Source organism: Serratia sp. ID 25-353, from assembly GCF_054792795.1.
Window position 1 is genome coordinate 4,406,195 of sequence record NZ_CM139236.1, and the last position, 24,140, is coordinate 4,430,334.

At 55.6% G+C, this 24,140-nt stretch carries 28 protein-coding genes; 8 read left to right on the top strand and 20 right to left on the bottom strand.

The annotated features are described in order from the left end of the window. Window positions 1–19 precede the first annotated feature (19 nt). A complete protein-coding gene (locus ACYF6X_RS21145; protein WP_197800828.1) occupies window positions 20–835 on the bottom strand; it encodes a GPO family capsid scaffolding protein in 816 nt (271 codons plus the stop codon). Window positions 836–977: 142 nt separating this feature from the next. Between ACYF6X_RS21145 and ACYF6X_RS21150 the strand changes: the two genes are divergently transcribed. Then, window positions 978–2,750 (top strand): terminase ATPase subunit family protein, encoded by a 1,773-nt coding sequence (locus ACYF6X_RS21150; RefSeq protein ID WP_442520361.1) that lies wholly within the window; start codon window positions 978–980, stop codon window positions 2,748–2,750. Continuing rightward, window positions 2,750–3,784 carry a phage portal protein gene (locus tag ACYF6X_RS21155; RefSeq protein ID WP_197785009.1) on the top strand — a complete coding sequence of 345 codons (1,035 nt, stop codon included), beginning with the start codon at window positions 2,750–2,752 and terminating at the stop codon, window positions 3,782–3,784. Before ACYF6X_RS21150 ends, ACYF6X_RS21155 begins: the two co-directional genes overlap by 1 nt. Window positions 3,785–3,828: 44 nt before the next feature. On the opposite strand, the gene ACYF6X_RS21160 is transcribed toward ACYF6X_RS21155, so the two are convergent. The 12 genes from ACYF6X_RS21160 to ACYF6X_RS21215 form a co-directional block, all read right to left on the bottom strand. After that, complete coding sequence (locus ACYF6X_RS21160) at window positions 3,829–4,173, bottom strand: type II toxin-antitoxin system HicB family antitoxin (RefSeq protein ID WP_223294898.1); 345 nt, start codon at window positions 4,171–4,173, stop codon at window positions 3,829–3,831. Further along, a complete protein-coding gene (locus tag ACYF6X_RS21165) occupies window positions 4,170–4,424 on the bottom strand; it encodes a type II toxin-antitoxin system HicA family toxin (protein WP_071605322.1) in 255 nt (84 codons plus the stop codon). Before ACYF6X_RS21165 ends, ACYF6X_RS21160 begins: the two co-directional genes overlap by 4 nt. Window positions 4,425–4,851: 427 nt before the next feature. Further along, window positions 4,852–6,123 carry a hypothetical protein gene (locus tag ACYF6X_RS21170; protein ID WP_139182595.1) on the bottom strand — a complete coding sequence of 424 codons (1,272 nt, stop codon included), beginning with the start codon at window positions 6,121–6,123 and terminating at the stop codon, window positions 4,852–4,854. Window positions 6,124–6,368: 245 nt separating this feature from the next. Next, the gene (locus ACYF6X_RS21175; RefSeq protein ID WP_238545838.1) at window positions 6,369–6,551 is read right to left on the bottom strand and encodes a hypothetical protein; all 183 of its coding nucleotides are present in this window, start codon (window positions 6,549–6,551) and stop codon (window positions 6,369–6,371) included. 80 nt (window positions 6,552–6,631) lie between these two features. Further along, window positions 6,632–8,848 (bottom strand): replication endonuclease, encoded by a 2,217-nt coding sequence (locus ACYF6X_RS21180; RefSeq protein ID WP_197800466.1) that lies wholly within the window; start codon window positions 8,846–8,848, stop codon window positions 6,632–6,634. Beyond that, entirely contained in the window at window positions 8,845–9,126 is a 282-nt protein-coding gene (locus ACYF6X_RS21185; RefSeq protein WP_197800468.1) for a DUF5405 family protein, read from the bottom strand. The genes ACYF6X_RS21180 and ACYF6X_RS21185 overlap by 4 nt, the downstream gene beginning before the upstream one ends. Before the next feature lie 122 nt (window positions 9,127–9,248). Continuing rightward, window positions 9,249–9,473 carry a TraR/DksA C4-type zinc finger protein gene (locus tag ACYF6X_RS21190; protein WP_103773323.1) on the bottom strand — a complete coding sequence of 75 codons (225 nt, stop codon included), beginning with the start codon at window positions 9,471–9,473 and terminating at the stop codon, window positions 9,249–9,251. Next, window positions 9,473–9,715: a DUF2732 family protein gene (locus ACYF6X_RS21195; protein ID WP_197800470.1), complete on the bottom strand. Its 243-nt coding sequence runs from the start codon at window positions 9,713–9,715 to the stop codon at window positions 9,473–9,475. The genes ACYF6X_RS21190 and ACYF6X_RS21195 overlap by 1 nt, the downstream gene beginning before the upstream one ends. A gap of 63 nt (window positions 9,716–9,778) precedes the next feature. Further along, the gene (locus tag ACYF6X_RS21200) at window positions 9,779–10,081 is read right to left on the bottom strand and encodes a hypothetical protein (RefSeq protein WP_031221632.1); all 303 of its coding nucleotides are present in this window, start codon (window positions 10,079–10,081) and stop codon (window positions 9,779–9,781) included. Window positions 10,082–10,092: 11 nt separating this feature from the next. After that, window positions 10,093–10,272, bottom strand: a complete 180-nt coding sequence (locus ACYF6X_RS21205; protein WP_048322123.1) for a phage filamentation protein Fil family protein — start codon at window positions 10,270–10,272, stop codon at window positions 10,093–10,095. Between the two features lie 10 nt (window positions 10,273–10,282). Further along, complete coding sequence (locus ACYF6X_RS21210) at window positions 10,283–10,792, bottom strand: phage regulatory CII family protein (RefSeq protein WP_197800472.1); 510 nt, start codon at window positions 10,790–10,792, stop codon at window positions 10,283–10,285. A 30-nt stretch (window positions 10,793–10,822) separates the two neighbouring features. Continuing rightward, window positions 10,823–11,044, bottom strand: a complete 222-nt coding sequence (locus ACYF6X_RS21215) for a hypothetical protein (protein ID WP_046687853.1) — start codon at window positions 11,042–11,044, stop codon at window positions 10,823–10,825. Between the two features lie 108 nt (window positions 11,045–11,152). On the opposite strand from ACYF6X_RS21215, the gene ACYF6X_RS21220 reads away from it, so the two are divergent. Genes ACYF6X_RS21220 through ACYF6X_RS21230 form a run of 3 tightly spaced genes read left to right on the top strand, consistent with a single transcriptional unit; the run spans window position 11,153 to window position 13,493 of the window. Continuing rightward, the gene (locus ACYF6X_RS21220) at window positions 11,153–11,734 is read left to right on the top strand and encodes a helix-turn-helix domain-containing protein (protein ID WP_197800473.1); all 582 of its coding nucleotides are present in this window, start codon (window positions 11,153–11,155) and stop codon (window positions 11,732–11,734) included. A gap of 3 nt (window positions 11,735–11,737) precedes the next feature. Beyond that, on the top strand, window positions 11,738–12,769 hold the full coding sequence (locus ACYF6X_RS21225) for a phage integrase (protein WP_197800475.1): 1,032 nt from the start codon (window positions 11,738–11,740) through the stop codon (window positions 12,767–12,769). Beyond that, window positions 12,762–13,493 carry a hypothetical protein gene (locus tag ACYF6X_RS21230; protein WP_197800477.1) on the top strand — a complete coding sequence of 244 codons (732 nt, stop codon included), beginning with the start codon at window positions 12,762–12,764 and terminating at the stop codon, window positions 13,491–13,493. Before ACYF6X_RS21225 ends, ACYF6X_RS21230 begins: the two co-directional genes overlap by 8 nt. 281 nt (window positions 13,494–13,774) lie before the next feature. Here the strand turns inward: ACYF6X_RS21230 and ACYF6X_RS21235 are convergent, their stop codons facing one another. After that, window positions 13,775–13,996, bottom strand: a complete 222-nt coding sequence (locus ACYF6X_RS21235; RefSeq protein ID WP_063988638.1) for a hypothetical protein — start codon at window positions 13,994–13,996, stop codon at window positions 13,775–13,777. 265 nt (window positions 13,997–14,261) lie between these two features. Continuing rightward, window positions 14,262–14,489: a hypothetical protein gene (locus ACYF6X_RS21240; protein WP_130017736.1), complete on the bottom strand. Its 228-nt coding sequence runs from the start codon at window positions 14,487–14,489 to the stop codon at window positions 14,262–14,264. Between the two features lie 173 nt (window positions 14,490–14,662). Between ACYF6X_RS21240 and aac(6') the strand changes: the two genes are divergently transcribed. Further along, window positions 14,663–15,103, top strand: coding sequence for an aminoglycoside 6'-N-acetyltransferase (gene aac(6'), locus ACYF6X_RS21245; protein WP_063988636.1), 441 nt, complete (start codon window positions 14,663–14,665; stop codon window positions 15,101–15,103). On the opposite strand, the gene ACYF6X_RS21250 is transcribed toward aac(6'), so the two are convergent. Continuing rightward, entirely contained in the window at window positions 15,104–15,820 is a 717-nt protein-coding gene (locus ACYF6X_RS21250) for an HPP family protein (protein ID WP_063988635.1), read from the bottom strand. 170 nt (window positions 15,821–15,990) lie between these two features. Here ACYF6X_RS21250 and yfcF point away from each other — a divergent pair, with 170 nt between their 5' ends. Next, window positions 15,991–16,626, top strand: coding sequence for a glutathione transferase (yfcF, locus tag ACYF6X_RS21255; RefSeq protein ID WP_130017735.1), 636 nt, complete (start codon window positions 15,991–15,993; stop codon window positions 16,624–16,626). A gap of 73 nt (window positions 16,627–16,699) precedes the next feature. Here yfcF and ACYF6X_RS21260 read toward each other — a convergent pair whose 3' ends face one another. From ACYF6X_RS21260 to ACYF6X_RS21270, 3 genes are read right to left on the bottom strand one after another with little or no spacing between them, the layout of a single operon-like run. Continuing rightward, window positions 16,700–17,941 carry an aromatic amino acid transport family protein gene (locus tag ACYF6X_RS21260; RefSeq protein ID WP_130017734.1) on the bottom strand — a complete coding sequence of 414 codons (1,242 nt, stop codon included), beginning with the start codon at window positions 17,939–17,941 and terminating at the stop codon, window positions 16,700–16,702. A gap of 58 nt (window positions 17,942–17,999) precedes the next feature. Further along, window positions 18,000–19,454: an NAD-dependent succinate-semialdehyde dehydrogenase gene (locus ACYF6X_RS21265; protein ID WP_038879538.1), complete on the bottom strand. Its 1,455-nt coding sequence runs from the start codon at window positions 19,452–19,454 to the stop codon at window positions 18,000–18,002. A gap of 12 nt (window positions 19,455–19,466) precedes the next feature. Continuing rightward, a complete protein-coding gene (locus ACYF6X_RS21270; protein ID WP_063988632.1) occupies window positions 19,467–20,732 on the bottom strand; it encodes a 4-aminobutyrate--2-oxoglutarate transaminase in 1,266 nt (421 codons plus the stop codon). 121 nt (window positions 20,733–20,853) lie between these two features. Here ACYF6X_RS21270 and pdxR point away from each other — a divergent pair, with 121 nt between their 5' ends. Next, window positions 20,854–22,344, top strand: coding sequence for a MocR-like pyridoxine biosynthesis transcription factor PdxR (gene pdxR, locus ACYF6X_RS21275; protein WP_130017733.1), 1,491 nt, complete (start codon window positions 20,854–20,856; stop codon window positions 22,342–22,344). A gap of 15 nt (window positions 22,345–22,359) precedes the next feature. Here pdxR and ACYF6X_RS21280 read toward each other — a convergent pair whose 3' ends face one another. After that, entirely contained in the window at window positions 22,360–23,979 is a 1,620-nt protein-coding gene (locus ACYF6X_RS21280) for an ABC-F family ATP-binding cassette domain-containing protein (protein ID WP_130017732.1), read from the bottom strand. Window positions 23,980–24,140 lie beyond the last annotated feature (161 nt).

Sequence of the window (24,140 nt, forward strand, 5' to 3'; positions counted from 1 at the left end):
TTTATCGGGTGTGGCTGCCTTAGCAATCGGTCAGCACGTCTTGCGCGCTATTGCTGCCGGTGGCCTCCGGGCGGGCCTGCTGGCTGAAATCTTCCGAGGTGGAAAGCTGGGCTTTCAGCGCGCTGAACGCATCGCTACCGGTTTTTACCTGTTGCTTGAGGTCGGCAACCTGCTCGCTCAATACGGCTAACGTCTCGGTAAAGCGGGTGTCCGCTTCCTGCAACTGCTCGGCCACGGTCATGACCGCGCCTTCCATCTCGCCAAAGCGCACATCGTCGGTGGATTGTTTGCGGCTAAACATCGCCTTGATGCGGGCAGAGAATGAGGTTTCCGGGTCAGCGACCGGCTCAAAATCGAAATGGACTTCCAGCGGCGCGGAGAACTCGACGTTCTCGTGGCGGCGGCTGAACTCCAGCATGTCAGTGCCGAGGCTCGCCGGATCATCGGTGACGGCCAGCCCGACCAGATACGACTTGCCGGTCTTGGCGAAATCTCGCCTCACCTCCATCGAGGTAAACACTTTTTGGCCCGCGCCGACCATCGACACCAGATCGGCGGTCGGGGCCAGACTGGCATACAGCGCCCATTTGCCGTGCAACAGCGGTTCGTCCGGCTCGTCGATTTTCTCGGCCTTCAGCTCAACCACGCCGCCGTAACGACGAAAATAACCGTCCGGCAAAATCCCCTTGATGTGTTCCATGTTGATGCGGGCGCCGTACACCTTCGGGCTGTAGGTCGCGGCCATCTGCTGAATATCCGCAGCGCCGATCTCGCGGCCGTCAACGGTGTCGCCTTCAACGCCGATGCGGAAAAACTTAGTAACTTTCTTTGCCATGTAAACGGCTCCGGTTGTGGTGATTGGGTTCGGGGCTAGTTTCGGGGGAATGGCGCCGCGTCTCAACGCGTTGCGGTTGGAAGATCTGAGGCACAACAAGGGCTTAATGCGAGTCGCCCGGCGCTTTCGTAGCCTTGGCGGCATGAATACGACACCGGCAACAACCATCATCAGCGATCCGCGCCGCCAAGCTGCCTTGCTCTACTGGCAGGGCTTTTCTGTGCGCCAAATTGCGGAAACGCTGAACCTCAAGGGGCCGACCGTGCAGAGCTGGAAACTGCGCGATAAATGGGACGACATCGCGCCCATTTCCCGCGTTGAGCAAAGCATGGAAGCACGGTTGATTCAGCTCATCATGAAAGACGTCAAGGAGGGGAAAGACTTCAAAGAAATCGACCTGTTAGGCCGTCAGATTGAACGGCTGGCGCGGGTCAATCGCTATTCGGCGACCGGCAACGAGGCGGACTTAAACCCGAACGTCGCCAACCGCAACAAAGGCGAGCGCAAGCCCGCCGAGCGCAACGTGTTCAGCGAGGCCGCCGTGGAGAAACTGCAAAGCATCTTCACAGAAACCACCTTCGAGTATCAGATGGGATGGTATCGCGCCGGGCTGCAACACCGTATCCGCAACATCCTGAAATCGCGCCAGATCGGCGCCACGTTCTTCTTTGCCCGCGAAGCATTACTTGATGCGCTGACCACCGGCCGCAATCAGATTTTCTTGTCGGCCAGTAAGGCGCAGGCGCATGTGTTCCGCAATTACATCATTGATTTTGCGCGGCTGGTCGAGGTTGACCTGAAAGGCGATCCGATGGTGCTGCCGAACGGCGCCCGCCTGATGTTCCTCGGCACCAACGTGCGCACTGCGCAGAGCTACACCGGCAATCTGTATCTTGATGAGTATTTCTGGATACCGAAGTTTCAGGAGCTGCGCAAAGTCGCCAGCGGGATGTCGCTGCACAAGCGGTGGCGCACCACCTACTTTTCCACTCCGTCGAGTCTGGCGCACTCCGCTTATCCATTCTGGTCGGGGGAACTCTTTAACAAAGGCCGCCGCAGTAAAGCCGATCACGTTCAACTCGACCTCAGCCACAGCCACCTGTCAAAAGGCGTGCTGTGCGGTGATGGGCAATGGCGCCAGATTGTCACGGTTGAGGATGCGCTGACCGGCGGCTGTAACCTGTTCGACCTCGATCAGCTGTCGCTCGAATACAGCCCGGCAGAGTATCAGAACCTGCTGATGTGTGAGTTTGTGGACGATACCGCGTCGGTATTCCCGTTCGCCGAGCTGCAAGGCTGCATGGTCGATACGCTGGAAGAGTGGGAAGACTTCAACCCTTACGCCGTGCGGCCGTTCGGCTATCGTCCGGTGTGGATCGGTTACGACCCATCGGAAGCCAACGGCGGCGACAGCGCCGGGTGCGCGGTGATCGCGCCGCCAATGGTGGCCGGGGGCAAGTTCCGCGTGCTCGAGCGCCACCAGTGGCAGGGCATGAACTTTGCCGCTCAGGCCCAGAAGATTAAAGACCTGACCGAAAAATATTGCGTGGAGTACATCGGCATCGATGCGACCACCGTCGGCCAAGGCGTTTTCCAGCTGGTGCGCGAGTTCTTCCCGGCCGCGCGGGAAATCAAATACACTCCGGAAATCAAAACCGCCATGGTGCTGAAGGCAAAAGACACCATCGGGCGCGGCTGTCTGGAATACGACACCAGCCACACCGACATCACCGCCGCCTTTATGGCGATCCGCAAAACCATGACCGCCAGCGGCGCGCGTTCAACCTACACCGCCAGCCGCAGCGAAGAAGCCAGCCACGCCGATGTTGCATGGTCAATCATGCACGCCCTCTTAAACGAACCGCTGACCGCAGGCAGCGGCCACAGCAGCCCGAACATTTTGGAGTTTTACTGATGAGCAAGCGCAAAGGCCGCAAGGCATTTACCACCCCGGCGCCAGCCCCGGCAACAGAGCAGAAGCAGGATTTTGAGGCGTTCACCTTTGGCGAGCCGTCTGCTGTGCTGGATAAGCGGGAAATTCTGGATTACATCGAGTGCACAACCAATGGCAAGTGGTACGAGCCGCCGATCAGCTTCGATGGGCTGGCACGCAGCGTGCGCGCCGCCGTGCATCACAGCTCGCCGATGTACGTTAAGCGCAATATTTTAGCGTCAACGTTTATCCCCCACCGGCTGTTAAGTCAGCAGGAGTTTAGCCGCTATGCGCTGGATTATCTGGTGTTCGGCAACGCCTATTTAGAAGAGCGCCAAAACCGGCTCGGCGCGCCGCTGCAGCTAAAATCCTCCCCGGCCAAGTACACGCGGCGCGGCGTGGATCGCGGCGCTTACTGGTTCGTGCAGGACTGGAAAGAGGCGCACCGCTTCAAGACCGACAGCGTTTTCCACCTGATTGAGCCAGACATCAATCAGGAACTTTACGGCCTGCCGGAGTACCTCAGCGCGCTTAACTCCGCCTGGCTGAACGAGGCGGCGACGCTGTTCCGCCGTAAGTATTACCAGAACGGGGCGCACGCCGGTTACATCCTGTATATGACCGACGCCGCGCAAAGTACAAGCGACGTTGACAGAATGCGCCAAGCCATGCGTGACACCAAGGGCTTGGGGAACTTCCGCAATCTGTTCATGTACGCCCCGAACGGCAAGCCGGACGGCATTAAGATTTTGCCGCTATCCGAGGTCGCCACCAAGGACGACTTTTTCAACATCAAGAATGCCAGCCGCGACGATTTGCTAAGTGCGCACCGTGTACCACCGCAGATGATGGGGATTATCCCGAACAATACCGGCGGCTTCGGGGACGTGAAAAAAGCCGCTCAGGTGTTTGTACGCAACGAGCTAACACCGCTGCAAGAGCGCATGAAGGAGGTGAACGACTGGATCGGGGAAGAGGTGATTAGATTCGCGCCGTATGAGTTGCCGACCGAATAAGCAGAAAGCCGCCAGTGATTGGCGGCTTTTTTGTTGGCGCTGGATCAGGAGTGCTTTTCGATAACCAAATCAACACCTTCATTCAGCAGTTCATTAATCGACTGCCCGGTGGCCTGTGCGGCAATGGCTAACGCCTGATGGCGTTCCGGCGACAGGCGGGTGGTTACTTTGCCGCTGTACGACTTGTAAGGCTCGATGCCGTCTTTATGGCACTCATCAAGAAAGACCGCGAGTGAGATCGCGCCTTCTTTCTTCAGCTCGTCCACGCTGTAGGCGTAGAAGTCGGCGCCGCCATTCAGCCCGACAAACTCGCCCCGGAACATTTCAATTTCAGGGTCGAAGTTGATGACGGCCGTATGGCCGTCAATTTTCAGTGTGTTATTCATCATGGTTTTATTCCTAAGCTATCCAACCAGATCCGAATGGAGTTAACCGCCCCCTTGTCAGTGGTAGGTCTGGGGTGTGGCCGGTGAAAGACTCTTTTTTCACCTTTCAACAGCACCGCGATCCTAGAACCTTCCCTTTCGTGAATCTCCGCCCCTAATGCGGTAAAAAGCGCCTCAATATCAGACCACTTTATAGAACCGTTGACAGGCCGGGCAAACACATCTGACAGCGTTTTTTGGTGTCGTTTGTTCATGGGGCTTATAGTATCACTTTATGACACCATTGCAAGAATATTATGGTGTCATTTTTTGGTGTCATTGATTGGCGATGTTATGCAGTGCGCTGTAAGCGCCTGAGAGCGCCATCATGGCGCCACGACATCAAACCCCATTCTCATACTAGTATTGCGATAAATCGCCGTGACGGGACGCTGGCGGCTCTTTTGGGAGGGGTTCAACACGGCTTGCGCGCAATGCTATCCCCGCCTCGCCTGCGCGCTTTATATGTCGCTTTTAATGCAGTTGCATGATCCGGCGCGATCCGCGCCAGTCCTGGCGCTGCGGGGGTAAAAAGAACACCGGATCATCATGCAAATTCATGCATTCAGTGCATGCACACAAGGTGCTAGCCTAGGGTCGTTACACCTTATTTGCAGAAAGCAGTGGATACATTCGGAGTGATTATTTAGGTAAACCTAAATCGCCTTTTAACTCTTCAATATCTTGATGTTGTAACCAAATCAAAAAGCCTTTATCAACAACATTCAGCTTTTTATTCGTTTGATCATAGTCCAAAATTATTGGCATGATGCTTTTCTTTATTTGCAAAGATGCGGAAGATTGTAGCGACTGTGTCACGTTACCCAAGTTCAGTTTATCTTGTCGTGGATGCACAGTCTGCAAAGCAACTTTAATATCTCTATATTTTAACCCTGCTTCTAACTCCTCAATTGAGGAGTTTAAAACTGGATATAGCAACCACTTATGCATTTCAAGTTCAGTATCTTGGAATCCTTCAGAAAAATTAACGAGGAATGAACTATATCTAGCGGATTGTTCCCCAACAATCTCAGCAACCAAATCTTGAGCACTACATCTATTACCAACCTCTACTGATGACGATTGCCCATTAGAAACCCCTTCTAGTACACAAGCTCTTCTACATGCCTCCTGAACAAGATATATGCTCTTAAGACAATATTTAACCAAGTCATTTTTGAACCCTTGACTGAAGGATATCCCTAATAATCGAGCACCCTCATCTATAGCTTTCACCAAATCACCATCTGACCACTTATCTGCATTTACAGATATAACTCGTCCAGTGAGATCTCCATTATAAACGATCAACCTATTGTCTTCGAGCCAAACACCAACAATAATAAATGTTATGCTCGATGTTTCATGAAATGCTTTTAATGCTATCGAGAAGTCTTTCTGTGTTTCAAATGGCATATAGTGAAAGTCTTCAAGCACGATAATTTTATCAAAATTTATTGATTTCAGAGCGGCTATAACATCGTTCACATCATCTACATCAATTTCTAGTGGAGTTGTCGTTTTTTCTGTAGATGTAGTATCCTCCGTTTCCCCTCCTGCAGAAGCGCTAAAAGTCCCAAATAAGCCACCTTTAATAGATGCTAGGATTTTATTCTTACCGGTCATGCCTTTCTTTGTCGATTGCGTTATTTCAAATCCAGCTCGCTTCAAAATACTACTATTCAACTCTGAAATATCAGATTTGTTTGAACATTGAACTAGAATATACTGCTGAGGGTCTAAACAATGCTTTCGCACACATGTTTTTCCCTGTTTTGAACTTCCGTAGATAACTATATGCTTTTTTGCACTCAACTCGGTCTTAAGTTTCACGTCAACATCATTACGCTCGATATAATTAAGAGGCAAGTCCCTCGTCAATCCAAATACTTCACTTACATCATATTTTATCATTTCAACCCTCTATCCTTATGTAATAAAAAATGTAACGCTCAATATAAAAACCATGACAATCATAACACTAAGGTGGAGATAACTTAATGTCAAATACTTAACTTAAGAAACAGAATACACCACTTAACCAATTGATAAGAAAATGAAAAAATCACCCATAGCATTCAACATAAGCTTAAAGCCGCTCTTTGCAGCGCAAACATAGATGCCATTAATGAATGCAAAAATATTAAGTCGCCTATAAATTACGAAATAGCAGCTAGTTTTTTAATCATTGAAGTACTATCAGGAGTAATGTTGGTTCTCATCTCCCCGGCCAGTTCCGAGATCCATATCAATGCAATGTCTTTGTCTTTCGCTTGGCTCTCATAACAAACCCCCAGACGGGCGATGAGTTCAATTCTTTCTAAAACAACCACTTCATCCACTGCTTGCACCCTTTCCCTCCGATGCTTAATTACTGTATGCATATACAGTATATGCCTATCAGATTTAATTGCGCAAGAAATTATTGGAAGCCCGCCCAATCGTTAACCGCTGGATAGTGCATTGAAATATCACCAAATTTGACTTTAGCGCCGCGCGCCAGTGCCTCAAGTTCCCAGCGCGTCGGCTCGATGCCGTGTAGTGCCAGCTCTGAGTAAATTTTGGTTACGCGATCGCGCTCGGCGGAGGTCAATCTGGCCGATGCAGCAGGCTCTATACGCTTATATGGGTCAAGGCCTCTCTGTTGCCTGTTTATCGGCGGGGCATTTGCCCGTAAACGCGTCATAACAGACCGTGCAACGGTCATGTCATCCCAGTCAATCTGGGTTTCCGGTGCATGTTCCATCACCGCCACGGCCTCTACAGGCTCCCCATCCTGCGTATTTTCGGCGCCACCGCTGCCGACCAATCCACAGTTATTGACAGGACTCCGAGGCGCGCCGGAGGCGCTTTTCAAAGTCAAAGGCTCAACGGCAACAGCTTTCGCTACGATGCGCCATTGCGTGGTGCGGGTTTCATAAACGCGATCGGCGCCGATATGCGGGGCAAAAATCCCCGCGATTTTCTGCACCTCTTCATCATAGGCGTTGCGCTCGTCGGCAACCCGGCGGGCCAAACGCACAGTCTGATCGTCGCGGGCAACGTTGGGGCCACCCTGCGCCAAAATATAATCGGCAAAAAGACCAGCGTCGGCGGCAGCACGCACCGCTTCCACCCTTTCGTCAAACTCCTCGGCCAGACTGACAAAGCGGATCTTGCGACACTCACGCCATGCCCCGCGCGACGGCAGGCCGAGAAAGTGGAATTGAGGGATACGCCATGTTGACGCCCACGCGGTGACGGCGGCGGCCGTATCAGTCAACAGCTCGCCGGTTTCGTGATCGCGTTCGCCTTCCAGCGCGTAGCCGTCGATGTTTTTTGCAATGTATTTAGCGATATAGCCCGCTGCACCGCCTCTGTTCAGGTGCTTACAGTCAAAACGATTTTTAGCAGCGCCGCGCTCGTCGCCATCTTCAGCCATGGCATAACGGCGCATGATGTCGATCACCTGCTGGCGCTGTTTTTTGGAGGTAAACAGCATCATATGCCAGTGCGGCGTCGCATCATGGTGCGGTTCGACAACGCGCACGCCGTAGACCTGCAGGCCCGCATCTTTAAACGACGTGCGGATCTTGCTAAACAGCTTCACAAGATAGCGCTGGCCGTCTTTTGGCGTGTAGGCTTCATCGTCCCACTTGTGGTTAAAGTGCACCTTCGGGCTGTTCTTGCCGACGGCGCGCGTCGGGTGATATTTGGATGGGGTGGTGAGGGTGATAAACATCCCTTTATCGCCACGGATAGCGGCGGCCTGCTCAACACCGGCAATCATCGTCATTAACTCCTTACGACGGATTTCCGGGTTAGAGATGCTTGCCATCACCTTGTCGATGAGGCTGAAGCGTTCGCCGGTTTCGACGTTCTCAAGCTCGCGGCTGTTCAGATAATCAAAATTTGACTGTCGGCGCGCTTTCACATCGCGGATTGCCTGCCGACTGGCGTAGGACGACGCCCCACGGTTCACATTGCCGACGGCGATCAACAACGCCTCCCGCCATTGCGTGCGCTGGGCTTTCAACTGGCGCTCCCACCACTCGGAATTAACTAACCGTGACAGACTGGCAATCGCTGACCGGGCATCCAGTTTGCCTTTGCGGTATTTGCGCCAGTGCATCGGGGTGATGTTGAAGGCGCGCGCCATACCGGCAATGCGGCTATAAAACTCTGATTGGGTGGCATCTTCGAACAGACCGGCATTGTCGCCATCGTTCTCCGCCACAAACTCATCGCAGTAATCTTCATAGTTCTGCAGAAGTTGACCGGCCACCCGATCGGCAAGGCGGCGTAACTCTTTGTCGTCCATACCGGGCAGGGCTGCGTAGTTATCGACTTCAGCAGAAAACCGCATTGACGCGGCGAGGTTCATCGCGTTCTTGGCTCTCACCGTTTGCAGGCGCGGCCAAATGCGGCGATCGAACTGGAATACCAGCCATTTGTTGGCGTCGTGCAGCCCTTTGCTCTTGAGCAAGTTGGTGTAACGCGTCAGGAACATGGCGCTGAGGAAGCGCGGCAGGCGGCGGATATTGGTTAAAACAGCTTGCCCCTGAGCGAGTTCCTCACGGGTTAGCGGTCTTACCGGCCCGGCAACAGCCGGGCGCGGTTCGTTCCATGGGTAAGCGTAGGCGGTAGCCGCTTGGCTCATTGAACTTTCGCTGCCTCACATGCAGCAAAAGCCTCTTGGCACAAATTGCCAATGCGGCCTATCTCCGCGCCCAGTGATGCAATGCTATTAACACTGGAATTACGGACGCTGTGATGAATAAGGCCGTTCACAAGCTGGTTAATCGCAGGGTAATAGCCGATAGCCTCGTAACGCTCTTGGCCTTCACTTTTACCTGTTTTACCAACCTTCACCGTATTAAGAATGAATTGCAGGTTATCGCTGGTGATTACAAACTCATTGCCGATTTTAATTTCCATGTTATTTCCTTAATCGTAATTTTGGTTTTCTGGTCTGCGTGCAAATTCTGAGTCACTCAAATCGGCCGCAATAAAATGACCTGCCAGCAAGGCCAGCAGGCCGAACAAAATAGAGAACTCTGTCATGCCTTCCCCGTGTAAAGGTGACTTTGCGTCTCGCGGATCTGCTGACAGCTTACGCAGGTATCAACGCCGGGAACGGCAGCGCGACGCGCGGCAGGAATCGGAGCATCACATTCTTCGCAAACAAAGGCAGAAGGCAGCGCGGAGGATTTGCGAGCATTGGTAATCTGCGCTTCCAATACCAGCGCTTGCCGCTCCTGTTCGTAGTCCATCAAGTCGGCCATTAGTGCAGCTCCTGCGCTTGATGCTCGATGGCTTCAGCCTCTTGGCGGAGCAGCTCAACAGCTTCAATAGCCGTTAAACCGTTCTTAGAGATATGTGCAGCCAAACGCACCAGACGAGCAGCGGCGAGATCGGCTTGGTTCTTACGTTCATCAAGGCGGGCGTTATCAAGCAACACAGCCACCTGTGAAATATCGCTACCTTCCTTTGCCGGGTCTAAACCCATAAAAATCACATTCGACATATTTAATCCTTATTTCAGACAAAGCGATGCCCGGCGGGTTAACGCCAGAATTACGCAATGCGGTTAATTAACGTTTAATTCGCAATCATCATCACTGATAAATCGCGGTAAGGTTTTTGATAAATCAATCAGGTCATTCAGCGCCCACACGATTTGTTTACGCTCTGAATAACTCATTTCTGCAAACTTCATTTTTATATGCCGCTCTTTCAGCCCGGCATGAAAACAAACAGTTCTGCGGATATGTTCCGGCGACTTATCAAAAGCCTCTTGCGCCTGATTCCGCTTATGCGGGAACAGCTCACGCTTAATCTGTGAAATGCGCTTAATGCCGATCGCTTTTTGTGTTTCAGTAGCCAACAACATGACAGCCCCAATCAACGGCAAAACAAACGGCGCAGCGGTGAAACAGGCTTAGCCGTTGACAGGCCACGCAGTAAGGCCGCCTGATCGTGACGTGGGCGCCAGCGCTTGCCGCCCGGCAGTTCAATAAAACCGTGTTCAAAATGCCGCGATGGGCTTTGTTGTTTCAGCAGCGGAGCGATAGAAATAACCACGGTGATCACCTCAGCTTAAACCAGCAACAGCACTCAGCCCGCTGATCACGTCAACGGTGGAGGCCAGAGCCGGGGTGGATTGGATGCGGTTCTGAACGGTCAAGCCGATCAGCGACAAATGGCGGATCGCCGTGTTGACGCTTTCAAGCAGTGCGCTTTTGCGTACCGGCGTTTTGTGGTCACCCTGCACAGCGGCGGCGGCAATGTTTCCGACTGCGGCCGTGGCCTGCAGTGCATACGTTGGGATATTCCCGGCACAAGCCTCATTGACAGGCACGGACGGCATGCAGTTGATTTGTGCCAGCAAGGCATCGAGCAAGCCAGCGTCTTCAGTAGCATCAGTAAGCGCCAATAGCTCCGCACAAGTGAGCTGGTGCGGTTGCTCTGGGTTTAGCTTGTTGCGCAATGCCTGTGGCTTAATGCCTGTAACCTCACCCAGCTTTACGAGGTTGTGACGAACGGCAAACTGCCGACAGGCGATGTCAAAATGTGGATGTTTGGAAACGTCATAATCAAACATGATTCACCCCAATCTAATAATTAAGATGAATTACGCCTGAAGCGAAATCTTACATTCACTCAATGCCTGCACAGTTAATGCAGCCATGTTGATTTCAACCCTTGCTTTTGGCTTATCACCCTTGCCACGGATAGGCAAGCGGCCGTCACGCACCATGTCGCGAGCCGTTCCTATAGGGGTTCCAGTGATACGGCAATACTCATCGATAGGCAGATATGGGGTTGTAATGGCAATTGTAATGTTAGGGCGCATCGGGCAAACTCCTTTTTCACTTTGAGTGCAGCAACACTCAATAACTTTCATAAACCTACAAACCAGATGTTAATCTTCCAAATAGGGAGATTGCAAGGGAAAGTTTTCATGAGCCTACACATTGACTTCTCCAAGGGGAGTGTTGAGACGCTGGATAGGATCCTTGAAGCGTATGGTTTCAAGACCAAATTAGCTTTAGCCGATCACCTTGGCATTGCCAGCAGTAGCTTGGCCAATCGCTATAGGAGAGGTTTTTTCCCCGCTGACATCGTCGTGCGCTGCATGGCCGAGACAGGCGCCACATTGGAATGGCTCGCAACTGGCCAAGGCCGCAAGTTCTACGACGAAGAACTGGATATGATGCACTTGCATCGCCAAAAGCTGGCCGATGGACAGTTGATTGACGCTGGAATGGCAAGATTAGACAAAGTCTTTTTCAAGTCTGGGTCAGTTCTACCTACTGATCCGGTTTGCATCCAAGATGATAAAGCTCAATACATTGTCGACCGCTCTTTTACTGAAGTTTTCGACGGTGAATGGCTGGTCAGTATTGAAGGAAAAATAAGCATTCGAACGCTGGTTCGTATACCTACAAATCGCGTGAGGGTTGGTGGTGTTGGTATGTCCTTTGACTGCAGCCTAGATGAAATCAGCGTGTTAGGCCGAGTAGTAATGACAATCTCAAACTAAGCTATGTCGATAAAAAAACAGCCAGACGGCAAGTGGCTTTTAGACTTTTACCCCGAAGGTAAACCCAAAGGTAAGAGCAGCAAGCGTATACGCAAGACATTCTCTACCAAGGGAGAGGCCACAGCCTATCAAAACCATATATTAGAAAATGTTCACGTCAAGCCCTGGCTTGATGGAAAAGAAGATCGCCGAAAGCTGAAAGACCTTGTAGTACAGTGGTTTGATGAACATGGTGTTACGTTAGACGATGGCGAAAAGCGCAAGGGGGCTATGGAATTTGCTTGCGCAAGCATGGGGGAACCTACAGCTCACGAATTTAACGCAACAATGTTTTCTAACTACAGGAAAAAACGACTTTCTGGGGAGATCGTGCGCACAGCTCGCGTGAAGCAAGTTTCTCCACGCACAATGAATTTAGAGCTGGCCTATTTCAGGGCAGTGTTCAATGAACTGAAACGCCTAGGTCATTGGAAACTTGATAACCCACTTTCTGACCTCAGACCATTTAAATCAGAAGAAGCGGAGCTATCGTATCTGGAAGATGACGAGATCACCCGTTTGCTGGATGAATGCAAAAGTAGCAGAAACGAAAGTACATTCTGGGTAGCTTGCACATGTCTTATTACTGGCGCTCGATGGGATGAAGCAGAATCATTAACAACCAAACAGATCAGAAACCTCAAAGTAAGTTTCTTTAAAACTAAAGGGAACCGTAATCGGACTGTACCAATCAGCCAAGAGTTCTTTGATTTATTGCCAAAACCTGAAAAGGCAGGGCGATTCTTCAAGCCCTGTTATTCAGCATTTCGCAAGGCCGTAGAACGTGCCAATATAGATCTTCCTGCTGGACAACTATCTCACGTTTTGCGTCACACCTTTGCATCACATTTTATGATGAATGGCGGAAACATACTGGTTCTTCAACGCATTCTAGGACACACAGACATAAAGATGACTATGCGCTATGCGCATTTTGCGCCAGATCATTTAGAGGAAGCTGTTAAATTCAATCCGCTAAGGAAAGTATATGAGTAAAAATAAAAAAATTTTTATAACGGTAACTTTATCCATTACTGCTATTTTTATATTGTTCATACCATCTCTTGCTTTCATAGCCAAGTTTCATTCACTACCTTTTTCAGAAAAAACTCAAGACTGGTCAAGCTTCGGCTCTTATATTGGTGGGGTTTATAGTTCACTATTTGGTTTCTTAACTACTATAGTTATATGTACAACTCTTTACTTTACTATCAAATTTAACCAACAGCAAATAAACCATTTAAGAAGACAACATCACTCATCACTGATGAATATTTACGCCAGCAATTTAAATGAAAAGCTAAATAATAAAAAATACAAAATATACCATCCGGACAGTGGGAAACTTATTGAAATAGAAGAGAGTGTTTTTTTAGCATATGCTAAAAAAAGATTTAATCAAAATTTTGACATTGATTCTATAAACAATAAAAAAGAACCCCACATGCTCAGTTCTGGTGAAAAAACCGCAAATGAATTAAAGCTAAGCTATCATAATGAAATCGCAAATTTAAATATGATCCTAGAGTTAATAGATACATGTCCCGATAAAGAGTCACGACAACAATTAATAAATCAATTACACGCAGTCACACATAGAGACAGAATGTTCTGGCTAATGATTTATGCTTACTTTAATGTACCTCGAGCCAGAGAGTGCATAGCCTTTAACGGTGAGATATTAGTACTAAGTGAAGGTCTAAAATCATCCAATGGATGATTTTTTTGGGGGGTAAGTGCCCCCTTTCTGTCCCCTCAGGACTCAAACAACCAATAACAACCATCAACATTCGTTTCGTAACCCTTTGTTTTTAATGTAACTCATTGTTTTTAAAAGATGGTGCATCGTTCTCATAATCGCTTGGTCGTTGGTTCAAACCCAACAGGGGCCACCAAATTTTAGCTTTAAAATCATATAAAAAAGCCACTTTTCTCGAAGTGGCTTTTTTATTTCGTGCTCACAGTGGCGGCAAAATGGCGGCAGTATGCCGGCACTATCAGTTATCTTTCCCCTCTTAACCAGCCTATAGCCAGACTCACCAGAAAGCCGGCAAAGAAAATCACGATAGCCGCAGCGATAGATTTCCACCACTCGTCAAACCAGAACAAGGCAACAAAGGCCGCAATGGAGAAAAGGCCAATGATAACGGACTCGGCCAGATCGGCCGTTTGGTGACCAACAAACTTAGTGAACTTCACAAGAAAGGATTTTAGCCAGTTCATTGATTTTCTTACTTAACGATAGGAAGTCATCATCACTTGATCATTAGTTAAAATCCAACCGCTGGCTTTTGATTGATCAATCCGCTATCGCTCGCTTCTCACAAGGCTACACAAAGCAATAGTGACAAACACCAGCAACAGGAATATTGCCGCGCTCAGAATTCGTTGCCACCCTTCGTCGAACCAGAACAGTGAGCCAAACGCAGCGACAGAAAATACCCCGCCCAAAATCACTTCCACAAGGTGCGACAATCCTTTACCGAGCTTACTGCCCCAAGACTTTAGATAGCCCATGATTCATACCTTCACAGAACATTTTCGATTTGCTGGTATAGGCAACAAAGGGTTCAAGATACTCCTCCGCCAGAAAGTAGATCATGTCCAGATTTCGTGGGGTGAGCTTATGGTACGTTGAGGGAGACAGTTCCCGCAAACGACGCGAAGAAACGGCGGCCTGTTCAATAATTCCTTGAGCTACGGCTTTCGCATCCATAGCAATCCCTTATCAGTGAGCTGGCCGTACCCTATAGCAACTTCGCTTAAAATATTAACACATCTCTTTCATCCTCTTAGAGAGCCCCGCCATAATGGCTTTTTTGTTTCCCGCCGCCGTGCCACACTTCTCTTTCGGCATTCCTGATTTATTCTGACTCATAAGGCCCCTGCATGATCGTCAACTGCGACCACGACAACCTCGACGCCTGGCTGGCGCTGCGCTCGGCGCTGTGGCCCACCTGCCCTCAGGAAGTGCACCGCGCGGAGATGCGCGAAATATTGGCTTCGCCACACCACACCGCGTTTATGGCGCGGGGGCTGGACGGCGCTTTCGTTGGCTTTGCCGAGGTCGCGCTGCGCTACGATTACGTCAACGGCTGCGAATCGTCGCCGGTGGCATTTCTGGAAGGGATTTATACCGTCGAGTGCGCTCGCCGCCAGGGTTGGGCGGCGCGTTTGATCGCGCAGGTGCAGGAGTGGGCCAAGCAACAGGGGTGCAGCGAGCTGGCGTCGGATACCGACATCGCTAATCTGGACTCCCAGCGCCTGCACGCGGCGCTGGGCTTTGCCGAAACGGAGCGGGTGGTGTTTTACCGCAAAACGCTGGGCTGATCAGGCGATTTTGCTTTGCCGCTGATGCGCCAATTGCTCGGCGCGCAGCAGGATCTCCTGCAGATCGTCCTCGTCGATATCGAACAGATCCCCCTCCATCAGCGCCTCATGCAAATCGGCGCGGGTGATGGAAACGGCATCGATCGGCAAATTGGCCGGCTTGGCCTCCGCCGGCGCCAGCGCGTGCGGGTAGCGTCGCCCGGCCAGGTTATTGAACAGAATGGCCAGCGCCGCCAACAGCACCGAGTTCAGCAGCACCGGATACAGTACGAAGTCATAGCCCATCTGGTGAATGCCGGGGCCGCCGAGGATGGCGGTCAACGCCACCGCGCCGCCGGGTGGATGCAGGCAACGCAGCTTGAACATCAGGCCGATGGCCACCGCCGCCGCGACGCCGCAGGCCAGGCCCGGATCGGGGATCAGCAGACCGGCGCTGACGCCCACCGTCGCCGCCAGCGCATTGCCGCCGACGATCGACCAGGGCTGCGCCAACGGGCTGTTGGGCACGCCGAACAGCAGCACCGCCGAAGCGCCCATCGGCGCGATAAACCACAGGTTCACCTCGCCCAAAATAAAGTGGCTGATCCAGCCGGCGAGCATCAGCCCCAAACCGGCGCCGACGCTGGAAATCAGCATCTCTCGCTTGCCCACCGCCAGCGGGTGCGGCCACAGGCGCGCGCATCCCACTTTCACTCTTTCTATCCACTGCGTCTTCATGTTACCCAATACGGCTCAATTCACGTGTTGGCAACAAATATATCACATCATCCTGAAGGAACTCACGGCGCCGTAAACCACGCCGCCCAATAACTTTTAGCTAACAGATTGATTTTTAGCCTCCCCTCGACAATGATGAATGTTCCCCCTTTAACCCCGAGGAACCGCCGATGTCTCAACCGATCATCGAGCTTTACACCGACAGTGAATTTTTCAGCCCGTACGCCATGTCCGCTTTTGTCGTGCTGACGGAAAAAGGCATTCCGTTCACCGTGAAGACGGTGGACCTGGCGAAGGAAGAGAACAAAGAGGCGGCCTACGCGGCGCTGTCGCTCACCCGCCGGGTGCCGACGCTGGCGATCGGCGAATTCCAGCTCTCAGAGTCTTCGGCGATCGCCGAATACCTGGAAGACATCCACCCGGCCCACGCCGTATACCCGCGCGACGTGAAGCTGCGCGCCAAAGCGCGCGAGATCCAGGCCTGGCTGCGCAGCGATCTGCTGCCGATCCGCGCCGAGCGTTCGACCGAGGTGGTGTTCAACAACGGCAAGTTCCCGCCGCTGTCCGAAGCCGCGCAAGAGGCCGCGCGCAAGCTGATCGCCGCCGTGGAAAAACTGCTGAGCCACGGGCAAGACAATCTGTTCAGGGAGTGGTGCATCGCCGACACCGATCTGGCGCTGATGCTCAACCGGCTGGTGATGCACGGTGATGCGGTGCCGGAGCGCGTGCGCCACTATGCGCACAAGCAGTGGCAGCGCCCGTCGGTGCAGGCCTGGCTGGCGTTGTCGGAAAAACGGCGCGCCTGAGAAAAAAATCGGCGGCCACGACGCCGCCGTTCTCAATGCCGAGAAACAACATCACTGCTTGAGGGAAGGCAAATCACCATCCAGAGGGCAGATAGCCTAACAATGAAGCGATGGCGTACACCGCGCTGGCCAGGTACAGCAACACAATGCTGACCTGCAGCAACGGGTGCGTGATCCAGTTGCACTGCCAGCGCGGGGTCTGGTCGCCCTGTTTGCGCGCGCCGCGCAGGATCAGCATCGGCATGATCGACAGGATCACCCCGCTGAACACCCCGGCGAAGTAGAGCGCGTTGACGAACGACACCAGGCCGCTGTAGGCCAGCGCGAACGGCGGCACCACCACCAGCAGCAGTACGCCGAAGCGGCGCAGCGGCAGCTCGTCGTTGCCCAGCCGGAACTTGTCGAAAATATTGGTCAGGAAGCTGCCGCCCAATCCCCAGTACGAGGTCAGCATCGCGCACAGCGCGAAGATGTTGGCGGAGAAGAACGCCCACTGCCCCAGCGCCTGGCCCCAGGAGATGGTGGCTACGTCGGAAATGCCATCCAGCCCGCTGAGCGCGATCACCGACATCGGCACCGCCGCCAGCAAAATGAAGGTCACGACCATGCCGACGATGATCGCCTTCGGCAGTTGCTCCGGCTTGTCGGCAAAGCCGCGCGCCATCTCCGGCACGATATACTGCGCCGAGAAGCAGAACACCACCACGTTGAACACCGGCACCATATAGCGCCAGTCGCCGTCCAGCAGGTTGCGCATCTGGGTGGTGTCTTTCAGCAGCGTCGCCGCCACCAGCGCGGTCAACATCACCACCATGCCGATGCTGATGAACTTCTCGCCGCGGCCGATCGCTTTCAAACCAAGGTACAGCACGCCGGCGGCGGGCACGAAGAACAGCAAGCTGCCCAGCGCCGGCGAGATGCCGAACAGCGATTGCAGTAGCTTGCCACTGCCGGTCATATAAGCGGTAAGCGCCCCGACGCTGTTGACGCACACCGAAGCGAACATCAGCCAGGCGCCCAGGCCACCGACGTAGCGCTTCGCCAGACCGCTCAGCTGCAGATGCGCGCGGGTGCGCAGCGTGGATTCGGCGACGTACAGCATGGTGATGGTGGTCAGGCTCCCCACCAGCACCAGCCAGAACAGCAGCGGCAGGAAACCGGCCTTGCTGGAAGCGTAGGCGATGGAGAGCACGCCGGCGCCGATGTTGGTGCCGACGATCATCGCCACCCCTTCGAGGAAACTTAACGATTTGGCGGGTGCAGGTGCTCGCACCCCGGCGGCAAGCGCCGGAGAAACAGAGATATTATCAGACATGCATCATCCTTTATCGCCCGGCGACGCTGGCCGCCGGGATGGGTTAACGTCCTGACGCTCAACAGCTCACATCGATACACAGGTATTTCAGCTCCAGATATTCTTCTATCCCGTAGCGCGATCCTTCACGCCCGAGCCCTGACTGTTTCACGCCGCCGAACGGCGCCACTTCGTTGGAAATCAACCCGGTGTTGATGCCGACCATGCCGTACTCCAGCGCTTCCGGCACCCGCCACTGGCGCGCAGCGTTCTGCGTGAACAGGTAGGCGGCCAGGCCGAATTCGGTGTCGTTGGCCATGGCGATGGCTTCCGCCTCGTCATGGAAACGGAACAGCGGCGCCACCGGCCCGAAGGTCTCTTCTTTGGCGAAGCGCATTTTCTGCGTCACGCCGGTCACCACCGTCGGCTGGAAGAAGGTGCCGCCGAGCGCGTGCGGCTGGCCGCCGGTGGCGATCTGTGCCCCTTTGATCAGCGCGTCATCGATGTGGCTCTGCACCTTCGCCACCGCATCGCTGTCGATCAGCGGCCCCTGGGTCGTGCCTTCCTGGCTGCCGTCGCCGACTTTCAGCTGCTCGACCGCCGCCACCAGTTTCTCCGCCAGTCGTTCGTAGATGCCGTCCTGCACGTAGATGCGGTTGGCGCAGACGCAGGTCTGGCCGCTGTTGCGGAACTTGGAGGCCATGATGCCCGCCACTGCCGCGTCCAGATTGGCGTCGTCGAACACGATGACCGGCGCGTTACCGCCCAGCTCCAGCGACAGTTTCTTGATGCTCGGCGCGCACTGCGCCATCAGGATACGGCCGACCTCGGTCGAGCCGGTAAAGCTCAGCTTGCGCACCACCGGGCTGTCGCACAGCACCTTGCCCACTTGCGCTGCTTCGCCGGTCACCACCTGCAACACGCCGGCGGGAATGCCGGCGTCCTGCGCCAGCTTGGCCAACGCCAACGCGGTCAACGGCGTTTGCTCAGCCGGTTTGACGATGATGGCGCAACCGGCCGCCAGCGCCGGCGCCACCTTGCGGGTGATCATCGCCGCCGGGAAATTCCACGGGGTGATGGCCGCACACACGCCGATCGGCTGCTTCACCACCACCAGGCGCTGCGAAGCTTGCGGCGCCTGCAATACCGCGCCGTCCACCCGCTTGGCCTCTTCGGCGAACCAGGTGATGAACGACGCGGCGTACGCCACTTCGCCGCGCGCTTCCGCCAGCGATTTGCCCTGCTCGGCGGTCATCAGCTGTGCCAGATCTTCCTGTGCGGCCAGCACCTTGTCGGCCCAGGCCAGCAGCAGCGCGGAACGCTGCTTGGCGGTCAGCTGTTTCCACTCGTTTTGCGCCCGCTGCGCCGCCGCGATCGCCTGCTGGGTTTCCTCTTCGCTGACCAGCGGAATGCTGGCCAGTTCGGCGCCGGTGGCCGGATTGATCACCGCTTCGCGCTTGCCGCTCAGGGCATCGCACCATTCGCCGTTGATCAGACACTGGCTGCGCAACAGCTCGGGATTATTCAATTTCATGCCGTTCACTCCTTAGTGGGCCAGCGCGCGGGACAGGATGCCCATCGCCTTGGTGAACTGATCGTCCGGGATGGTCAGCGGGTACAGGAAGCGAATCACGTTGCCGTTCACGCCGCAGCTCAGTAGCAGCAGCCCTTCTTCCATCGCTTTCTGCTGCACCTGACGGGTGATATCGGCAGATGGTTTGCCGGTGGCCGGATCGTTGAATTCCACCGCCACCATCGAACCTTGCGCACGCACATCGGCGATCGCCGGGCTGGTTTTGCGCGCCTGCTGCAGCACTTCCACCAGGTGCTGCCCCAAGCGCTGGGCGCGCTGGCACAGCTGCTCTTCTTCGATCACGTCCAGCACCGCATGCGCCGCGGCCACCGCCAGCGGGTTACCGGCGTAGGTGCCGCCCAGCCCGCCCGGCGCCGGCGCGTCCATCACCTCGGCGCGGCCCGCCACCGCCGACAGCGGCATGCCGCCCGCCAGGCTTTTCGCCATGGTGATCAGATCCGGTTTAACGCTGTAGTGCTCCATGGCGAACAGCTTGCCGGTACGGGCGAAGCCGGTCTGCACTTCGTCGGCGATCAGCAGGATGCCATGCTGGTCGCACAGCGCGCGCAGCGCCTGCATGAATTCGGCCGGCGCCACGTTGAAGCCGCCTTCGCCCTGCACCGGCTCCAGCACGATCGCCGCCACCTGCTTGGGATCGATATCCGCTTTAAACAGGCGGTCCAGGCTGCTCATCGCGTCTTCGGTGGTCACGCCGTACAGCGCGTTCGGGTACTGGCCGTGGAACACCGAGCCGGGGAATGGGCCAAAGCCCAGTTTGTAAGGCGCCACTTTGCCGGTCAGCGCCATGGTCATGTAGGTGCGGCCGTGGAAACCGCCGCCGAAGGTGATCAAGCCCGGGCGGCCGGTGTAAGCGCGGGCGATCTTCACCGCGTTTTCCACCGCTTCCGCGCCGGTGGTGAAGAAGGCGGTTTTACACGGGCCGGCGATCGGCGCGCGCTGATTGATGCGCTCTGCCAACGAGACATAGCTTTCGTAAGGAACGATCTGATAGGCGGTGTGGGTGAAGGCCTGCAGCTGCTTTTCAATCGCGGCGATCACCTTCGGGTGGCGATGGCCGGTGTTCAGCACGGCGATCCCCGAGGCGAAATCGATCACTTCTTTGCCTTCCACATCCCACAGCGTAGCGTTCTCTGCGCGCTCGGCGTAAAAACCACACATCACGCCCACTCCGCGCGGGGTGGCGTCCTGACGGCGTTGGTTCAATTCTGCGTTTTTCATGCTGTTCTCTCCGGTCGGTGCCAGTTACACGTTTCGTTCACATTCGTGAAACAATGACGTTTATTTACACAGGATGTGGCCCTATAATCGAGTGCCAGTTACGAATAATTGAGGGATCCAATTGCGCTCATTGAGTGGTGACCTGTTGCTGCAGCGCCTTGGCGAACAGCCCGATGACAAGCTGCACAAGCGGCTTTACAACGCGATCCGCACCAGCATTCTCGACGGCAGCCTGCCGCCCTCCAGCCGCCTGCCCGCCTCGCGCGATCTGGCGCAGGAGCTCAGTCTATCCCGCAACACTGTATTAACCGTTTATGAACAACTGCTGGCGGAAGGTTACGTGTCGGCGCGCGCCGGCAGCGGCACCTTCGTCGCCGACACGGTGCCGGACAGCTGCCTCTCCACCGGCGGCGCCCCGGCGAACGGCAGCGGGCAACCGCGCCGCGTCGAACTGTCGGAGCGCGGCGCCACGCTGCTGCACCACGCCAGCGCCAGCCCCAAACAGTGGGGGGCGTTCATTCCCGGCGTGCCCGACGTCAACGCCTTTCCCCATCAGCTGTTCAGCAAGATCCAGGCGAGGCTCAGCCGCCGTCCGGTGCCGCAGCGGTTGACCTACAGCAATCAGGGCGGTAGCCCGGAGCTGCAGCATGCGTTGGTGGAGTATTTACGGGTGGCGCGCTCGGTGCACTGCTCGCCGGAACAGATCCTGATCACCGAAGGCATCCATCAGGCGATCGATCTGGTGACGCGCATGTTGTGCAATCCGGGGGATGACGCCTGGATCGAAGAGCCGGGCTATTGGGGGATCCGCAATATCCTGCGCATCAATGCGCTGAATATCTGCCCGCTGGCGGTGGACGAAGCCGGGCTGGTTCCGCCGGAGCAGCCGACCACCCCGCCGCGGCTGATCTTCGTGACCCCGTCGCACCAGTATCCGCTCGGCTCGGTGATGAGCCTGGCGCGGCGCCAACGGCTGCTGGCGCTGGCGCGCAACGCCGGTGGTTGGATCGTCGAGGACGACTACGACAGCGAATTTCGCTTTTCCGGCCAACCGATCCCGGCGCTGCAAGGGCTGGAGGCCGATGCGCCGGTGATTTACATCGGCACCTTCAGCAAGACGCTCTACCCGGCGCTGCGCCTCGGCTATGTGGTGTTGCCGCCGCCGCTGGTGCAGCCGTTGAAAATCGCCCACGCCGAGCTGTACCGCGGCGGACACCTGCTGATCCAGAGCGCGCTGGCGGAGTTTATTCAGGCGGGGCACTACACCGCGCATATCCGCCGCATGCGGTTGCTGTACGCCCGGCGGCGCGCTTTTCTGACCGGATTGATCGAACAGCACCTCGGCAAACAGGCGCTCAGCGAGTTCAACAGCAACGCCGGATTGCATCTGATCCTCAATCTGCCCGACGAGGCCGACGACGTGGCGATCGCCGCCGCCGCCGGCGCGCAAGGAGTGCTGGTGCGACCGCTGTCGCGCTACTATATGCTGCCCAACCGCCGGCGCGGCCTGCTGATGGGGTTTGCCTGCGTACCGGAAGAGCAGATGGCCGCGGCCTTCACCCAGCTGCTGGCGTGCATTAACGCGCCCGAGATGAAAAAGGCGGCCCCTTAGGGCCGCCTTCCCGCGTTACCAGGCCTGAAGCCGCCAGCCGTCCGCCTGCCGGTTCAGGCGGTGCGTCGGCCGCAGCGCCTGCAGGAAGTCTTCGTCGTGCGACACCACCAGCATCGCGCCGGGGAAATCCGCCAGGGCGGTTTCGATCGCCAGCGACGACGCCAGATCCAGGTGGTTGGTCGGTTCGTCCAGCAACAGCAGCTGCGCCGGTTGTCGCCGCCACAGTGCGCAGGCCAGCGCCGCCTTGAGCCGTTCGCCGCCGCTCAGCGAGCCCAGCGGCAGCGCGATGCGATCCGCACCAAGCTGCAGCTGCGCCAGCCGGGTACGCAACGCGCCTTCCGCCAGCGGCGAATCCTGCAGCCCCAGATGGTCCATCACCGACAGACTCGGGTCGAGCTGCGACAGGGTTTGATCGAGGTAGGCCGTCGACAGCGGGCAATGACAATGGCCGGAAAGCGCCGCCAGCTGACCGAGAATGGTCTTCAGCAAGGTGGATTTGCCGCAGCCGTTGGGGCCGGTCAACGCCACGCGCATCGGGCCGTCGATCCGCAGATCCAGCGGCGGCGCGCTGACGAACGGCAGCTGCAGCTGCTCGAGCACCAGCACCTGCTTGTTCGCGCTCACTTCACTGCCCGGCAGCGCCAGCAACACCGGTTGCTCGTCTTCCACCCGCTGATAGGCCTCGCGCACCGCCGAATCGAGGCTGTCGCGCTGCTCCTGATGCTGTTTGCGCAGCGTGCCGAGGCTCTCCTTCGCCGCCGACTTGTAGGCCACCCGCTCGAAAGAGGCGATATTCAGCGTATCGACGACGCGCAGCGTTTGCGCCGAGCGTCGCTGGCTCATGTCGTGCTCTTTCTGCTGGCGGGCGCGGGTGCGGCGGCGCTCCTCGCGCGCATGCTCCAGATCGGCGCGCGCCGCCTGCTGCTCCGTATCACGCTGGCGCCGGTAGTCGTCATAGTTGCCACCGTAGCTGCGCAGCGCGCCGGGCGTCAGTTCGACAATGCGCTCCATACGCCCCAGCAGCTGCCGGTCATGGCTGGCGATCAGCAGCCCGCCGCGCCACTGATCCAACTGCTGATACAGCCAGGCGCGCCCGGCGCTGTCGAGGTGATTGGTCGGTTCGTCCAACAGCAGATAATCCGCCTCCCCCAGAAAAGCGCCGCACAGCGCCGCGCGCATCCGTTCGCCGCCGCTCAAGTCGCACGCGGATCGCAGCGGATCGAAGGCTGGCAGCCCGGCGGCGGCGAAGGCGCTTTGCAGACGATCTTTGAGATCCCAGCGTCCTTCCAGACGATCGATATCGTCCGCCAACGGCCGCCCCTGCTCGATGCGCGCCAGCGCGGCGAAGACCTCGCCGTAGCCCAGCAGCTGCGCCAGCGTGGTGCCCGCCGCGATCTCCGGCTGCTGCGCAACGTAAGCCAATGCGGCATGGGATTCAACGTGCCCGTTGCCCGGCCGATCCCGCCCGGCGATCAGGCGCAGCAGCTGGGTTTTGCCGACGCCGTTGCGCCCCACCAGGCCGCAGCGCTGCCGATCGAAAGCGAGATCCAGCGGGCCGAACAGCGTTTCGCCGTCAGCAAATTGGCAGGTCAGTTGATGTAAAACGAAATAAGGGGACTGCGCAAAATGAGCCATAAGCACTCCTGAATGAGATCAAAAACATCCCCACAGGGCGCGGGAGCGCACAGCGTGGGACCAGATATCAACAGGTGTGGTTGTTCATTTTCGGTTATGGCTCCGCAGAGAGAAGGAATTTGCAACGCGCAAAGGTTAACCGATCTTTTGTTGGTTATGCA

What these genes read in the sequence shown, in the direction of transcription:
- ACYF6X_RS21155 (WP_197785009.1), top strand. Translation starts at nt 2,750, where the DNA reads ATGAGCAAGCGCAAAGGCCGCAAGGCATTTACCACCCCGGCGCCAGCC.
- ACYF6X_RS21200 (WP_031221632.1), bottom strand. Translation starts at nt 10,081, where the DNA reads ATGTTGTTGGCTACTGAAACACAAAAAGCGATCGGCATTAAGCGCATT.
- ACYF6X_RS21280 (WP_130017732.1), bottom strand. Translation starts at nt 23,979, where the DNA reads ATGGCTCATTTTGCGCAGTCCCCTTATTTCGTTTTACATCAACTGACC.
- ACYF6X_RS21250 (WP_063988635.1), bottom strand. Translation starts at nt 15,820, where the DNA reads ATGAAGACGCAGTGGATAGAAAGAGTGAAAGTGGGATGCGCGCGCCTG.
- ACYF6X_RS21220 (WP_197800473.1), top strand. Translation starts at nt 11,153, where the DNA reads ATGAGCCTACACATTGACTTCTCCAAGGGGAGTGTTGAGACGCTGGAT.
- ACYF6X_RS21270 (WP_063988632.1), bottom strand. Translation starts at nt 20,732, where the DNA reads ATGAAAAACGCAGAATTGAACCAACGCCGTCAGGACGCCACCCCGCGC.
- ACYF6X_RS21235 (WP_063988638.1), bottom strand. Translation starts at nt 13,996, where the DNA reads ATGAACTGGCTAAAATCCTTTCTTGTGAAGTTCACTAAGTTTGTTGGT.
- ACYF6X_RS21215 (WP_046687853.1), bottom strand. Translation starts at nt 11,044, where the DNA reads ATGCGCCCTAACATTACAATTGCCATTACAACCCCATATCTGCCTATC.
- ACYF6X_RS21180 (WP_197800466.1), bottom strand. Translation starts at nt 8,848, where the DNA reads ATGAGCCAAGCGGCTACCGCCTACGCTTACCCATGGAACGAACCGCGC.
- ACYF6X_RS21230 (WP_197800477.1), top strand. Translation starts at nt 12,762, where the DNA reads ATGAGTAAAAATAAAAAAATTTTTATAACGGTAACTTTATCCATTACT.
- ACYF6X_RS21210 (WP_197800472.1), bottom strand. Translation starts at nt 10,792, where the DNA reads ATGTTTGATTATGACGTTTCCAAACATCCACATTTTGACATCGCCTGT.
- ACYF6X_RS21185 (WP_197800468.1), bottom strand. Translation starts at nt 9,126, where the DNA reads ATGGAAATTAAAATCGGCAATGAGTTTGTAATCACCAGCGATAACCTG.
- ACYF6X_RS21190 (WP_103773323.1), bottom strand. Translation starts at nt 9,473, where the DNA reads ATGGCCGACTTGATGGACTACGAACAGGAGCGGCAAGCGCTGGTATTG.
- ACYF6X_RS21195 (WP_197800470.1), bottom strand. Translation starts at nt 9,715, where the DNA reads ATGTCGAATGTGATTTTTATGGGTTTAGACCCGGCAAAGGAAGGTAGC.
- ACYF6X_RS21150 (WP_442520361.1), top strand. Translation starts at nt 978, where the DNA reads ATGAATACGACACCGGCAACAACCATCATCAGCGATCCGCGCCGCCAA.
- ACYF6X_RS21265 (WP_038879538.1), bottom strand. Translation starts at nt 19,454, where the DNA reads ATGAAATTGAATAATCCCGAGCTGTTGCGCAGCCAGTGTCTGATCAAC.
- ACYF6X_RS21160 (WP_223294898.1), bottom strand. Translation starts at nt 4,173, where the DNA reads ATGATGAATAACACACTGAAAATTGACGGCCATACGGCCGTCATCAAC.
- ACYF6X_RS21145 (WP_197800828.1), bottom strand. Translation starts at nt 835, where the DNA reads ATGGCAAAGAAAGTTACTAAGTTTTTCCGCATCGGCGTTGAAGGCGAC.
- ACYF6X_RS21240 (WP_130017736.1), bottom strand. Translation starts at nt 14,489, where the DNA reads ATGGATGCGAAAGCCGTAGCTCAAGGAATTATTGAACAGGCCGCCGTT.
- ACYF6X_RS21170 (WP_139182595.1), bottom strand. Translation starts at nt 6,123, where the DNA reads ATGATAAAATATGATGTAAGTGAAGTATTTGGATTGACGAGGGACTTG.
- ACYF6X_RS21225 (WP_197800475.1), top strand. Translation starts at nt 11,738, where the DNA reads ATGTCGATAAAAAAACAGCCAGACGGCAAGTGGCTTTTAGACTTTTAC.
- ACYF6X_RS21260 (WP_130017734.1), bottom strand. Translation starts at nt 17,941, where the DNA reads ATGTCTGATAATATCTCTGTTTCTCCGGCGCTTGCCGCCGGGGTGCGA.
- ACYF6X_RS21165 (WP_071605322.1), bottom strand. Translation starts at nt 4,424, where the DNA reads ATGAACAAACGACACCAAAAAACGCTGTCAGATGTGTTTGCCCGGCCT.
- yfcF (WP_130017735.1), top strand. Translation starts at nt 15,991, where the DNA reads ATGTCTCAACCGATCATCGAGCTTTACACCGACAGTGAATTTTTCAGC.